This is a genomic window from Rhodococcus sp. NPDC059969, from assembly GCF_042738325.1.
GTDB lineage: Bacteria > Actinomycetota > Actinomycetes > Mycobacteriales > Mycobacteriaceae > Rhodococcus_F.
This window is the reverse complement of record NZ_JBHWUF010000001.1, coordinates 839,740-852,978: the sequence shown is the minus strand read 5'-3', so window position 1 is coordinate 852,978 and position 13,239 is coordinate 839,740. Positions and strand designations below refer to the sequence as shown.

General features: G+C 61.9%; 14 protein-coding genes. 8 read left to right on the top strand and 6 right to left on the bottom strand.

Translation table 11 applies throughout. The features are described from left to right. Positions 1-245 precede the first annotated feature (245 nt). The 4 genes from ACFWAD_RS03875 to ACFWAD_RS03860 all read left to right on the top strand — a co-directional run bounded on the left by ACFWAD_RS03875 (position 246) and on the right by ACFWAD_RS03860 (position 3,396). Complete coding sequence (locus tag ACFWAD_RS03875; protein ID WP_378541519.1) at positions 246-1,469, top strand: lipase family protein; 1,224 nt, start codon at positions 246-248, stop codon at positions 1,467-1,469. Between the two features lie 192 nt (positions 1,470-1,661). After that, positions 1,662-1,874, top strand: coding sequence for a hypothetical protein (locus ACFWAD_RS03870; protein ID WP_378541517.1), 213 nt, complete (start codon positions 1,662-1,664; stop codon positions 1,872-1,874). A 30-nt stretch (positions 1,875-1,904) separates the two neighbouring features. Beyond that, positions 1,905-2,870 (top strand): ferritin-like domain-containing protein, encoded by a 966-nt coding sequence (locus tag ACFWAD_RS03865; RefSeq protein WP_378541515.1) that lies wholly within the window; start codon positions 1,905-1,907, stop codon positions 2,868-2,870. Positions 2,871-2,958: 88 nt separating this feature from the next. Continuing rightward, positions 2,959-3,396: an SRPBCC family protein gene (locus ACFWAD_RS03860; RefSeq protein WP_378530273.1), complete on the top strand. Its 438-nt coding sequence runs from the start codon at positions 2,959-2,961 to the stop codon at positions 3,394-3,396. On the opposite strand, the gene ACFWAD_RS03855 is transcribed toward ACFWAD_RS03860, so the two are convergent. Further along, positions 3,362-3,967: a TetR/AcrR family transcriptional regulator gene (locus ACFWAD_RS03855; RefSeq protein ID WP_378541513.1), complete on the bottom strand. Its 606-nt coding sequence runs from the start codon at positions 3,965-3,967 to the stop codon at positions 3,362-3,364. The two genes, ACFWAD_RS03860 and ACFWAD_RS03855, sit on opposite strands and share 35 nt — an antisense overlap. Positions 3,968-4,078: 111 nt before the next feature. Here ACFWAD_RS03855 and ACFWAD_RS03850 point away from each other — a divergent pair, with 111 nt between their 5' ends. After that, entirely contained in the window at positions 4,079-4,762 is a 684-nt protein-coding gene (locus tag ACFWAD_RS03850) for an SDR family oxidoreductase (protein WP_378541511.1), read from the top strand. A 25-nt stretch (positions 4,763-4,787) separates the two neighbouring features. On the opposite strand, the gene ACFWAD_RS03845 is transcribed toward ACFWAD_RS03850, so the two are convergent. Beyond that, a complete protein-coding gene (locus ACFWAD_RS03845) occupies positions 4,788-5,192 on the bottom strand; it encodes a DUF4259 domain-containing protein (RefSeq protein ID WP_378541509.1) in 405 nt (134 codons plus the stop codon). A gap of 107 nt (positions 5,193-5,299) precedes the next feature. Continuing rightward, positions 5,300-6,385: a PQQ-dependent sugar dehydrogenase gene (locus ACFWAD_RS03840; protein WP_378530265.1), complete on the bottom strand. Its 1,086-nt coding sequence runs from the start codon at positions 6,383-6,385 to the stop codon at positions 5,300-5,302. Between the two features lie 460 nt (positions 6,386-6,845). Here ACFWAD_RS03840 and ACFWAD_RS03835 point away from each other — a divergent pair, with 460 nt between their 5' ends. Both ACFWAD_RS03835 and ACFWAD_RS03830 read left to right on the top strand, forming a co-directional pair. Beyond that, entirely contained in the window at positions 6,846-8,681 is a 1,836-nt protein-coding gene (locus ACFWAD_RS03835) for an acyl-CoA dehydrogenase (protein WP_378541507.1), read from the top strand. A 20-nt stretch (positions 8,682-8,701) separates the two neighbouring features. Further along, positions 8,702-9,187: a hypothetical protein gene (locus ACFWAD_RS03830; protein ID WP_378541504.1), complete on the top strand. Its 486-nt coding sequence runs from the start codon at positions 8,702-8,704 to the stop codon at positions 9,185-9,187. Positions 9,188-9,205: 18 nt separating this feature from the next. Here ACFWAD_RS03830 and ACFWAD_RS03825 read toward each other — a convergent pair whose 3' ends face one another. The 3 genes from ACFWAD_RS03825 to ACFWAD_RS03815 are packed head-to-tail and all read right to left on the bottom strand — an operon-like array spanning position 9,206 to position 12,198. After that, a complete protein-coding gene (locus tag ACFWAD_RS03825; RefSeq protein ID WP_378541502.1) occupies positions 9,206-9,916 on the bottom strand; it encodes a hypothetical protein in 711 nt (236 codons plus the stop codon). Continuing rightward, positions 9,913-10,941 carry an NAD(P)H-dependent flavin oxidoreductase gene (locus tag ACFWAD_RS03820; RefSeq protein WP_378541500.1) on the bottom strand — a complete coding sequence of 343 codons (1,029 nt, stop codon included), beginning with the start codon at positions 10,939-10,941 and terminating at the stop codon, positions 9,913-9,915. Before ACFWAD_RS03820 ends, ACFWAD_RS03825 begins: the two co-directional genes overlap by 4 nt. 45 nt (positions 10,942-10,986) lie before the next feature. Further along, positions 10,987-12,198 carry a YbfB/YjiJ family MFS transporter gene (locus ACFWAD_RS03815; RefSeq protein ID WP_378541498.1) on the bottom strand — a complete coding sequence of 404 codons (1,212 nt, stop codon included), beginning with the start codon at positions 12,196-12,198 and terminating at the stop codon, positions 10,987-10,989. Between the two features lie 94 nt (positions 12,199-12,292). On the opposite strand from ACFWAD_RS03815, the gene ACFWAD_RS03810 reads away from it, so the two are divergent. Then, positions 12,293-13,204: a LysR family transcriptional regulator gene (locus ACFWAD_RS03810; protein WP_378541496.1), complete on the top strand. Its 912-nt coding sequence runs from the start codon at positions 12,293-12,295 to the stop codon at positions 13,202-13,204. The last annotated feature ends 35 nt before the right edge of the window (positions 13,205-13,239 follow it).

Genomic DNA, 13,239 nt, shown 5'->3' with positions numbered 1-13,239 from the left:
GCATTTCGGCACTTCTGGCAAGCCAAGAACCTTCCTGGGCCGCAGCTCACCACACGAGCACCTTCATGCGCGCCAACTGTGGCGAACCCCGATGAGCATTGACCATTGCGAGCCCCGTCACAAGTGCGCTACGTTGAAAGAAAGTTAGACAATGATGTCTTACACGGAAGATCTGAGAAGAAATGCACAAAGTTGCACTACTCCGTCTCGCAACAGTGGGCTTCCTCGCTGCAGGAGCCGTTTCCATGACCCCTGTTCTCGCACAAGCGGAATCGCAGGACTTTTACCAACCACCGACTTCGCTGCCGGCGGGGGAGGGAGTGATGATCAAGTCCGAGACAACCCCCTTACTCGGCCAGATACCGGGCATAGCCGGCACGTGGCCGGGCAACGGGGAAAAAATCATGTACACCTCGACGCTCGTGGACGGCACTCCCGTGGCTACTACGGGCGCAGCCATCACACCGGCGTTTCCCTGGCGCGGGCCCGGTGAACGTCCCACCGTCGTCGTTGCTCCGGGTACGTTCGGCCAAGGCGATCAATGCGCCGGTTCGAAGAACCTCGCGTGGGCCTTCAACATTCAGATCAGTCCTCAACTGAGCCTGCCCGTCAACTACAACGTCGCAGACGCCGGCTTGCTGCTCACCGCAGGGTTTCGTGTAGTGATGCCCGACTACATCGGACTCGGCACTCCCGGAATACACACCTACGTCAACAGGGTCGAGCAGGGCAACGCCGTCGTCGATGCCGCTCGCGCCTCGAATCAATTGTGGAATCTGCCTGACTCCACACCGATCGCGTTCTGGGGTTACTCCCAAGGCGGCGGGGCGAGCGCGTCCGCGGCAGAGATCGTCGGCACACGGGCACCCGAGTTGAACGTGCTCGGAACCTATGCGGGGGCAGCCGATCCCGACCTGCGTGAGGTTCTCCGAAAGGCTGACGGGTCACTGCTCACCGGAGCGGTCGGATACACCCTCAACAGCCTGATGGCGAGGTACCCCGAGCTAGGGCCGATCTTCGACAAGCGGCTCAACGACAAGGGAAAGCAATGGCTGACGACCAGCGCGACACAGTGCGTGCCGGATACCGGGCTGACATCGTTGGGCACTCGTAGTACCGACTACACGGCCGACGGAAAATCTTTCTCTCAGATCCTGTCCGAAGAACCGGAACTCGCGGCGGTCGTCGACGAGCAACAGATCGGACGCACGGCCCCCTCTGCCCCGGTATACCTCCACACCTCCACCAACGACGACATCGTTCCCGCGGATTCCGTTGCGGCACTGAGAGACAGATGGTGCGCGTTGGGAGCAGCAGTGGAATACACGCAAGACGACATCACTCCCCCGCTGCTGCCGGGATCAACTCTCGGCCACGATTTCGGAACAGTGACCGGCATGCCGCTTGCGGCAAAGTTCTTGTGGGACCGAATCAACAAGGCACCCGTCAACTCCGCGTGCGGAGCTTGAGGGGCTGAGGACGAGCGCCAGTGGCGTGCCTATCGCCGTCAGCAATCGCTGACGCCGCCGAACGCATGCGCGAGAAGGTCAAGCAGATATACGGTCCATCTACCGGTCGGATTCCGTGAATCACCGACTTGATTGAATCTCCGACATGATTGTCGACGCGCTCGCAGCAATCATGTCGGCGGTGAGACCGGGGTGTGCGATCTCCAGCTGCCGCTGGCGCATGGGGGGCGTGCAATCACGTCGTGGGCTCTGCTTCACGTACTGGTCCGGCATCTCACTCGTCCAGGCAATGACAATCCCTTCATCTTTCGTGGTTACTACGCGGTAGGTCGGGGTAGCCCGCGTAGCGGCGGTGGATCCGCGGCCCGCGGAGCACTCGTCGAGCAGAAGCTGAACATCACGTAAAGCACGCACCGACGAAGGGACGACCCCGTTATGAGTAACTCCGAAACCACGGCTGACTTGATCACGCAGCTGCGAATCCTGCTGGGTTTGACGAACGCCGAAATTCAGGTCGCCGAAACACGCGTCGCGCAGGCTAGAACCGAAGCTGTTCGACGCGAACTCACGGAAAATGCAGAGAACGGTCGCGAAAGGGCCGGTTCGATCGAGGCCACCATTCGCGATCTGGGCGGAGTACCCGAACTGATCGGTCCGTTCATCGGACGGGCGACAGCCGGAATGAAAGCAATGGTGGAACAGGCTCAGCCCTTCGACGAGGCGATCCTCGGCGACCTCGGGCTCGAACATCAGCTCCTCGACCGTTCCCGCTACCTCAAGGCCCTGGCCACCGCGGGCGGCGATCAGACCGTCGCGACATTGGCCGACCGACTCATCACTGCACATTCGGCGACTGTGGACTGGCTGACGACCGTCCTGGCTGAGGAGGCACTCGGCGGACCGGCAGCTTTGCGGCGCACTCCGATGCAAGCTGCCACCGGCGCGGCGATACGGCTGGTCAACGTTCCGGTCTCCTGGTCCACTCGCGGTCTCGACCGTGCCATCGACGCTGTCCGCACCTCGCCGCCGGTATTGGGTGAGCTGATCAGCTGGGGCGCATATGCCGGCGATGTGACTGTGAAGACGCTGTCGGCCAGTAGGGATGCGGCTATTGCCACTGCAGAGAAGGTCACTCGTCGAGAGGGTGCCGACGGTGCCGCAGATGTCTTCCGTTCGGTACGGAAGTCGAGTGGGCTACTCGAGCCCACGGAACTTCCCATCGAAGACTTCGACGAACTCAACGTCACCCAAGCCGTCTCCGCGGTGAAAGAACTGACCGAGGCCGCACAGGTACGAGACATCGTCGCGTACGAGGAAGCTCACAAGAACCGACACGGCGTCGTCTCCGCTGCTCAGGCAAGACTCGCGGCGATCGCCCAGGAAGTCGTCGGAATCAACTAGAGCACTCGATCGAGAAGCTCTGTGTCTGACTCTTGGAACCGGATGCGCGAGAGTTAGACCTACGAGACCGAACTGAAAGGCACGAAACATGGTCGAAGTCACCCGAAAGTTCACCGCCGAAGTACCGATCGAGAAGGCGGCCGCGTTTCTCCGCGACTTCGCCAACGCCCCACTGTGGGATCCGGGCACCGAGAGTTGCACCCAGACCTCGGACGGTCCGATCGCAATCGGAACCCAGTGGCACAACGTGTCCAAGCTGTTCGGCATCGGCACCGAACTGACGTACACCTTGGTGACCGACGAACCGACTCACGTCGTCCTCGAAGGCAAGAACAAGACCGCTACCAGTACCGACGACATCACCTTGACCGCGATCGGCGCAAGCTCCACCGAAATCAACTATCGAGCGAACGTCGAATTCAACGGCGCGGCCAAGATCGCCTCCCCACTCCTGAAAGCGGGATTCGAGGCCAAGGTGGCACCCGAAACAGTCAAGAAGATGACGAAGGCTCTCGAAGCCCTCTGATCAGTGCAGCGCGCGCGGAATCGAGAATTTCCTCGGAGAGATGAGAGCCCTTGGTAGCTCGCGAAAGAACTAGTGCACCGAGCATGGTCGAGAGCCGGACAAGACCGTCCGCGTCGTCGTCGGCTTCTTCGTCGGCTCGTTCGTCGGCAAGGGCTGCGGCAAAATCCCCCACTCCCTCCGTGTAAACCCGACGGGCCTCGCTGTCTGCAGGCTCGCGCGCCATGTCGGCCGCGAGCGCGGCAGCGGGGCATCCGTCTGCCGGGTTGTCGCGATGCTCCACGGAGAGGTAGTTGTCGATCAGGGTTTGCCGAGCCTCGTCACGTTGCCCGGCATGCCTTTCCAGTCCCGCAGCGTGCAGCTGAGTCAGTTCCGCAAAGGCATGGGCGGTCGCTTCGTCGATGAGCGCATCCTTGGACGCGAACTGCTTGTAGAAACCACCGTGGGTCAGCCCTGACGCCTTCATCAAGTCGGCAACGCTGAGGTGAGTGCCCTTCTCTCGGAACAGGCGAGCCGCGGTTTCCACGACGCGCCGACGGTTATCTTCCGCTTGTTGCTGCGATACGCGGCCCATCAAACGCCTCCTGTTTGGATTTCACTTGACATCTATCTTAGCTCGAACTTAGATTTGACTCATAATCTAATTGTCGGAGCCGCCGACGCTAGCCACAGCACTGGGAGAATCATGGATCTGAACAAGACGGTTGCCATCGTGACCGGAGCCAATCGCGGGCTCGGACGTCATCTGGCCGCGGGACTCGTCGAACGCGGCGCAAAGGTGTACGCGGCCGCCCGCAATCCGGAAACTGTCGATCTGCCCGGCGTGATCCCCCTGAAATTGGATGTGACGGACGCCGAATCGATCGCGGCTGCGGCACAGGCCGCCTCTGATGCGACGTTACTGGTGAACAACGCAGGTATCTCTACCTCGGCACCGTTGATCGTCGGCGACATAGATGACGTTCGCTGCGAGCTGAACGTCAATTTCTTCGGCCCACTCACCGTGACCCGAGCCTTTGCTCCCGTCATCGAAAACAACGGCGGCGGAACAGTACTCAATGTTCTTTCGGTACTGTCCTGGTTCCATCCGGCCGCACTGGGGTCTTACGCGGCATCGAAAGCCGCGGCATGGGCGATGACCGACGCCGTTCGTGAAGAACTGGCGCCGCGCGGAATCTCCGTCTCGGCACTACATGTCGCATACATGGACACCGACATGGCCGCGGGCGTACCCGCCGAACAGAAAATCGATCCTGCCGATGTCGCCACTCAGGCACTGGACGGCATCGAAAGCGGGTTGGCCGAGATCCTCGCCGACGACACCACCCGATACGTCAAGCAAAGCCTGTCCTCGTCGAACTCCGCATGACCAAGATCTTGTTGGCGGGTGACACTCATCCCAGCGCTTTGAGACTGGCCAATCTGCTCAAAATCGGTGCCCGCCAAGCCTCGAGGTCTTCCGGACCGTTCTCTTCCCACAACTCGTGCAACTCGGACGTGTCACTGTCGGAGACTGCGCGCTCGAGAGCGGCGAGGACCCACGCCTTCTGCTCCGGACTCAAGGTTTCGACATAACTGGCGGCATCAATTTCGCTTAGCTGCACAGGCTTCGGCGCAACCCCGTGCGCAACCGCAAGGATCTCGGCGACAGCGATCGCTGTTTGAGCATCATCGGCATCGAGGTAACCGTCGTCGGGGTGGCGTGCGTAATCGTCGATGTCGTAGTCACCCGCTTGTACTGCGCTGAGCAGGTCGCCCGCTACGTCGTTGTCGAAAGGTCCTGAACCCCAAGTCCCCATGCCGTCTCTCCGATCCGTGCCCTCGTTATCCGTCGCACCGATAGTAGTGAATCACTGGCCACAGCGAGGATCCTCGGGATGGAGGGCGCGTTCACCGGATATCGACGTCAGCGCAACGGGACGCGAATGATGCGGTCGTCGCCAGTTTTCGGATCGCCACGACCGTCCGTGTTGTTCGTCAGTATCCACAGCGCCCCATCGGGAGCGATGGCAACGTCGCGAAGGCGTCCGTACGTGTCGACAAACTGCTCGTCAGCCGTTGCGGGGTCGGTCAACGGCACAGCCCGGAGTCGCTCACCGCGGAGATTGGCGATGTAGATCGTGCCGTCGTGGATGACGATTCCGCTAGGGCTGGCATCATCAGGTGACCATTGTTGGAGCGGGTCGATGAATCCGTCTTCGCCCGCAATCCCTTCGACCTCGGGCCACCCGTAGTTTCCGCCTGCTTCGATTTTGTTGAGCTCGTCCCAGGTGTCTTGCCCGAACTCGCTGGCATACATCGTGCCGTCCTCGGTCCAGGCAATGCCCTGCGAGTTGCGGTGACCGTAGCTGTAGACGAGCGAGTTCGGAAACGGGTTATCTTGCGGCACATCACCATCCGGGGTCATGCGAAGGATCTTCCCGGACAACGAATCGAGATCCTGAGCCCGGTCGCGACTACCGGCATCACCGACGGTGGCGTACAGCATCCCGTCCGGGCCGAACGCGATGCGACCTCCGTTGTGGTAGTTGGCCGAAGCGAGGCCGTCGAGAATCGTCTCAGCCGGCCCGAGGGCAAGCGCTCCGGGATCGCCCGTGATTCCATAACGCTCGATCCGGTTTTCCCCGTCGGCGGTGAAGTACACATACAGGTCGTTTTCATGTACAGCGATCCCGAGGAGACCACCCTCGTTCCTAGGGCTGACGCCGTCAATAACTCCCACCTCACGGGCGCTTCCGCTGCCGTCGACTTCGAGGATTCGCGCGGTGTCGCGCTCACTGACAAGTGGCGTCTGGCCATGGAAAGCGATCGACCAGGGCGCGTCCAAGCCGTCGGCGAAGCTCTCGGGTTCACCGAACGCCGCGGCGGGTGCCGATCTTGTTGCAGTGCTTACCCCCGGACCAGGCCCTTCAGTGTCCTCGGTACTGCAAGCAGTCATCAAGGCTGATACGAGCACGGCGGCGCCAAGTCCTCGGATCTGTCGTCGTGTCATGGGCGCCTCTCCCCGGTTCGAACAGTATCTACCCCGACGGTAGCGCGAATTGGTCCATGAAACGGGAACGGCTCGGCGTTCGGCACCGCCGCGACCGATCAAGGAACACCTCCGCTACCGTCGGGGGAAACTCCTGGTTCACCGAGTTGCGTACGCACTGATCACGGTGACTGCGCACAATCCCTGAGGTGAGGATCATTACTTCGTCTGGTGTGCAACCTCTTTGAACCGACCTGGGCGTCGCACAGGCATTCCTCGGCCGACTCGCGCCACATTCGGCAACCGATTGTAAGAGTGCATGTTCGACACGAACCGCAACCGTGTTACTTCACAGCAACGACACCTGTCTCAACCTACGGTTGCGTACTGAATTCCTTGTGGGGCAGGCTTTCTTGTGTACCGCTGACGAGCCGTATTGCTGACAACACCGTATTGCTGACAACACCAGGGTCGGAGAACAATGGGTCACTACAAAAGCAACGTGCGCGATATCGAGTTCAACCTGTTCGAGGTACTCGGGATCGGCGAACTGTTGGATGCCGGCGCTTACGGGGACCTCGACACCGACACTGTGCGCAACATTCTTGCCGAAGTAGCGAGGCTGGCGGAGGGCCCGGTCGCCGCATCCTTTGCCGACGCGGATCGGAACCCTGTCGAATTCGACGCACCCAACCACGCCGTCGTGGTCCCGGAACCTCTACGCAAGACCGTCGAGGCGGTGAACGAGGCTGGTTGGTCGCGGCTCGGACTACCGGAGGGCATGGGCGGCGTTCCTGCTCCCGCGCCGTTGGTCTGGGCGATCGGCGAAATGTTGGTCGCGGCAAACGGATCGGCGAGCTTTTTCAACATGGGTCCGCTGATGGCGAGCGTGCTCTACAGCATCGGCAACGAACAGCAAAAGCACTGGGCCAAAGAAGGATTCGAGCGTGGCTGGGCCGGAACGATGGTACTGACCGAACCCGACGCCGGATCCGATGTTGGCGCAGGCCGAACGAAAGCAATCGAGCAGAATGACGGCACGTGGCACATCGAGGGTGTCAAGCGGTTCATCTCCGGCGGCGACGTCGGAGACACTGCCGAGAACCTCTTCCACTTGGTGCTTGCCCGCCCCGAGGGAGCCGGCCCCGGCACCAAGGGGTTGAGCCTATTCTACGTTCCGAAGTTCCACTTCGATTCGAAGACACTCGAATTGGGCGAGCGAAACGGCGTCTACGTCACAGGCGTCGAACACAAGATGGGCCTCAAGTCTTCCCCGACCTGCGAACTCACATTCGGGGCGACTGACGTTCCCGCCGTCGGCTGGCTCGTGGGTGATGTTCACAACGGTATCGCCCAGATGTTCCAGGTGATCGAGAATGCCCGGATGATGGTGGGTACCAAAGCTACCGGAACGTTGTCCACCGGCTATCTCAACGCCTTGGAGTACGCAAAAGAACGAATTCAAGGCGCGGACCTCACAGAACTGACAAACAAGACCGCACCCCGCGTGGCCATCACCCACCACCCCGACGTCCGACGCAGTCTGGCGATGCAGAAGGCGTACGCCGAAGGCCTCAGAGCGGTTTACCTCTACACTGCCGCACACCAGAATGCCGATGTCGCCGAATTGGTTTCGGGTGCCGACGCCGAATTGGCGGCACGAGTGAACGATCTGCTGCTGCCCATCGTCAAAGGCGTCGGATCCGAGAAAGCCTACGAACTGCTCACCGAGAGCCTGCAGACTTTGGGCGGCTCCGGTTATCTACAGGACTACCCCATCGAGCAGTACATTCGCGATGCCAAGATCGACACCCTGTACGAGGGCACCACGGCGATCCAGGCGCAGGACTTCTTCTTTCGGAAGATCGCCCGTGACCGTGGCGTTGCACTCGCTCACATAGCCGGTCGCATACGAGAGTTCATCGACAGCGAGGCAGGCAACGGTCGCCTCAAGGCCGAGCGAGTTTTGCTCGAAACCGCGTTGATCGACGTGCAAGAGATGGCCGGGACGCTCACCGGCTATCTGATGGGTTCCCAAGACCAGCCTTCCGAGTTGTACAAAATAGGCCTCGGCTCAGTGCGTTTTCTGTACGCGGTGGGTGACCTGCTCATCGGATGGCGACTACTCGTACAGGCCGAAGTCGCGCTGGCAGCCTTGGATCGCGACGCGTCGGAAAAAGACCGGTCCTTCTATCGCGGCAAGGTGGTCATCGCGTCGTACTTCGCGAAGAACATATTGCCCATCCTGGCGTCGACGAAAGAAATCCTGGGTTCCCTCGACAACGAGATCATGGAACTGGAGGAAGAAGCGTTCTGACAACGTGCCACAGTGAAGGCATGCACATGCCCGACATCGACTACGTGGGAGTCTGGAGCTTTCCGATCATGGGGCCGGATGCGCCAGACGACGCTCCCGCCAACGTCGCCACTGCGTGCCAGGCTGTCGGCAGGGATCTGCAGTGCCGCTGGCACGGCCCTTCTACCTACATGCAGAACTGCGCGTGGACGGTGTCGATGCTCGATGACGGCTACTGCCACCTCGCGCTCGACGCTGGTCCGCGACCGAAGTACAAGAGTGCAGGAACCAGCCCACTGAGGGGCTTCGGGTTCGGCGGGCCACACATCGAACAGCCTGCGCAGGAGCTGAGGGCTCTGATCGCCGGAGAAGTCCAAGATGAGCTGGCCCGCGGATTTCCCTTTGTGCACTGGCCCATTGAGAAAGATCGATTTTTGATGCCGACAATACGAGACGCACGCGCGGTGTGGGTGGTTCGCAGCTCGGATCGCATAGTCGCCGAGATCGGCAAACTCTGCTCGAGCTGAGACCGTTTGCTGCGTGATTCAAGCCTGATCGAAAACCGGTGACGGAATCTTGTTGGAACGGTACGAGTCTCCGCTCCGGTTCGGCCGCCAGAGACGCCAGTGTTTTGTGGACAGCCGGAACGGGAGATGGTCTTGTAGGTGACGCGCACCGGGCGACAACCGTTCGTCTGCAGGTAGGTTGAGCCACACGGACAGTGAAGACGCGCCGTTGCCGAATGTTGCGCGAATTCCAGAATCCCCCAACAGCCGACCATACCCGTCAACAGCGAAGTGGCCGAACGCGTCCGGAGTGACATCGGGGTACGGCGCGCTGGTGCTCGGGTCGATTAGACGCACGCGCGCACTGTAGGTCAATGCCGCGAGCGAACGCCCGTAGGCCGTCACGGCCTCGAGGCCGACCGCAACGAGGGCGTCGAGCGCTTCGTTGACGGATCCGGCCGCCACGTTCCATTCGGTATGGGTTTGCGCTTTGTGGCGGGGCCCACCGAAGAGTTCGGTGGCAAGCGATGACAACTGGTCGGTCGGCACTTGCGGTGCACCCTTGTAGATTTCGAACGTCCACGACGGCAAAGACACTGGTTCGGTGCAGGCCTGCGAGAACGTGTGCAGGCACTGAAATGCCTTGTCAGGACTCTTGACTCGAAGCGAGTGCGCACCACCCGCAGACGCCGGCAAACCGTCGTACGTCACTACTTCCGGCAACGTGATGTCCTGCGTCCGCGCCATCACAAGTTGGTCAATCGCGCGAGCACTACCTCTGCCGATTCCGCAGTGGCGTGGCGGTACCCGGTCCCGGCCCACAAGTGCATTCGCTCGGGATCACTCTGCGCGACGGCGGCTTTGCGCATGGGATTGGTCAGGTGATGGATCGCTGGATAGCCGATGGGCGCCTGTGCGTCGTAGCGGTCGATGAACTCGTTCCGAAGTGCCCGTGCGGGACGTCCCGTGAAAGCTCGTGTGACGACGGTGCTTCCGCGTGACGTGTCGGCCAAAGCTGCCTTGTGTGGAGCCGAGGCACCACTCTCTTCGGTGCGTAGCAGCACAGTACCGGCTACCGCGGCCTCCGCTCCGGCTCGTACTACCGCTGCGACGTCGGCGGGGGTCGCCAGTCCACCGGCCGCCAAGAGCGGAACCGACGTGCGGTGACGGATCTGCGCGATAAGTTCGACGATCGGTGTTTCTGCCTGAACCTGCAGGGGAGTAATGGTTCCGGAGTGACCACCGGCAGCCGAGGATTGAACGACCAGGAGGTCAGCTCCCGCGTCGACCGCAAGAACTGCCTCTGCCTCCGAAGTCACGGTCAGCACGACAACTGAACCGGCCGCGCGCAGCGCCTTGACGACGGCGGGCCGAGGAAAACCGAAAGTGAAGCTGACCACCGGAACCGGGGTTGCCAGGAGCAGATCGATCTTGTCCTCGAAATAGTCGTCGTCCTCGACCGGTTCGCCCTGGGCAAGTGTGACGCCGTAACGATCCGCCTCGACCTGGATCGCCTGGGCGTAGATTCGGAAAGCGTCGGCGTCGACTGGTACCGGGTTGGGCGCAAAGATATTGACGCCGAACGACACTCCCGCGGCACGAACGATGTCGATCTGGTCGGCCAGAGCCTGTGGCGTCTTGTACCCGGCGGCAAGGAAGCCGAGACCGCCAGCCCGAGAAGCAGCTGCGACGAGAGCCGGCGTTGACGCACCGCCGGCCATGGGAGCCGCGATGACAGGGACCTTCAGGTCGAGATCGGTTGTGAGTGCGCTCATTCGAACATCTCCAGTCCTTCGACGGATAGTGCTCCGGCGGTTTCATCATCTGACATCAAAAACTACCTCCTTGTTCGAAGTGGCCGTCCGAGGGCCCGCCTCGAGATCGGCAGGGAATCGGAACCGTAACGCTGTGGCGGCCACAGCCGCCGCAAGGACGACGGCACTGCCGAGCAGCAGAGCATCGCGATACCCGTCTCGCAGCAACGGAGTGACTACGAGTGGACCGAGAATCTGGCCGACGCTGTAGCCAGCGGTCAGCAGCGCCACGGCGCGTGGGAACTGCAGGTGTGCGCCGATTGCCAACACGATGGACCCGACACCGAGGAAGGTCACGCCGAACAGGAAAGCGGAAATCAGCGCGGGGCCGACGCCACCGATCACGGCAGGCAGCGCAATGCCGATTGCCTGTATCAAGAGTGCGACGAGCAGCAAGGTCGGTCGCGACCAACGCCGGCTGAGCCAGGCCCATAGGGCGCAGGACGGAAATGCGGCCAACCCGACCACGATCCAGGCGGCGCTGCCTACCCATTCTGGTGCGGCGAGATCGATGGCGGCAACGAGGAACGTGCCCGCGATGATGTAGCCGATTCCTTCCAGAAAATAACTGATGAACAAGGCCATGAACCAGCTATGGGCGCGTCGGGGACCGGTAGTTCCCGGGGCGTCCGGTGTGATGATCGGACGCGGTTCCGGTGTCAGCCCCCAGGCTACGACGGCGCACACCACTGCAAGGGCCGCGGACGCCAACCAGGCAGTGGTCCAGGTGCCGATGAAGCGGATACCGAACACGAGGACACCGGACAAGGCGATACCCAGCCCGACTCCGCCGAACCCCCATCCGGCGAGGTGTTGGAACTTTCCCCGAAGGTGCGCGTGCGAAGCGCTGACAGCGATCATGAAGACGAGCGCACTGGAGATGCCTGCGACGAGCCTCAGGGCGAACCAGATCGATCCGTCGTGTGTGGTGGGCATGAGCGCCAACGTCGCGATGAGGACCACCAACGAAGTACGCATCACCACTGCCGAGCGCACGACCCCGGGAATGAGGATTCCGGCGAGCGCGCCGATGAGATACCCGATGTAGTTGGCGGTGGCCAGAGTGGCGCCGAGCGAGGCGGACAGACCGGCCTGCGTGTGCATCAACGGCAGTATCGGTGTGTAGACGAATCGACCGATTCCCATGCTCGCGGCCAGCGCAGCGGCTGCCTGGACAGCGTGCGTACGCGGAGAGACTCCATTCCGGGCTGAGGTCATGGACTTATCGTGTGCCCGGTCGTGCCGGACCGCCACGACCACTTTGCTCCTGACTGATAGGCGCAGCCTCCCACCGCACGTAGCATCTGTGATCGTGGAGCTTCGTCAGCTGAGATACTTCGAGGTCGTCGCCGAGGAACTGCACTTCGGCCGGGCCGCGGCACGGCTGCTGATAGCCGGGCCCTCGTTGTCGCAGCAGATCATGGCGCTCGAACGAGACCTCGGCGTCAAGCTGTTCGTCCGCGACCGCCGCTCCGTCGCGCTTACCCCCGCCGGCGCGGCGCTGCTCCCCGAAGTCCGCGCGTTACTCGAGCGAGCCGAGAATCTGCGTCGTCGCGCGGAACGTCTGTCCGGAGCAGAGCCTGTCCGGATCGGCTACGTCAATTGGCTTCCGACAGATCTGATCGCGCGCACCTCAGGGGTCGCGCAACTACACGTCGACCCGTGGGTGGTGCCCTCGCACGCGCAGGCCGCGCGCGTGGCAGACGGCAGCCTCGACCTTGCCATAGCCTGGGTGCGGAAAACCGATGTCGCCCAACATGGCCTGAAGGCCCGACTACTCGGCGCGGATCGGATTTACGCGGTCTCCTCCGGTGCGGACACCACACCGGTGCAGGCGCAAGACGTCGTCCTACTGGTCGACGACGACACCACCTCCTGGTTGTCGTGGAACGTCTTCGCCGAAGAATTCGCCCGCGATACCGGCGCACAGATCCTGCGCATCAACGACGGCGGTATCACCGGCCCCGCATTCTTCGATCACGTCCGTGCCATCGGCCGCCCCGTGGTCAACTCACCCAAGGGCCAGACCACAACTCTGCCAACCGATCTCACTGCACGCTCGATGGTCGACCCGACGGCAATCTGGACGTGGTCGCTTCTGTGCCGCGAGAACGAAACGCGCCCTGCTGTTCTCGCGGCCGTCGACGCTCTCACTCGCGAGGTTGCCGATCCCGGAATCCACGAAGACGGAATATGGCTACCGGCCGACGACCCCCACTGGTAATGGCGGAGGGCGACCCTATTGCGGCGTCCTCACCC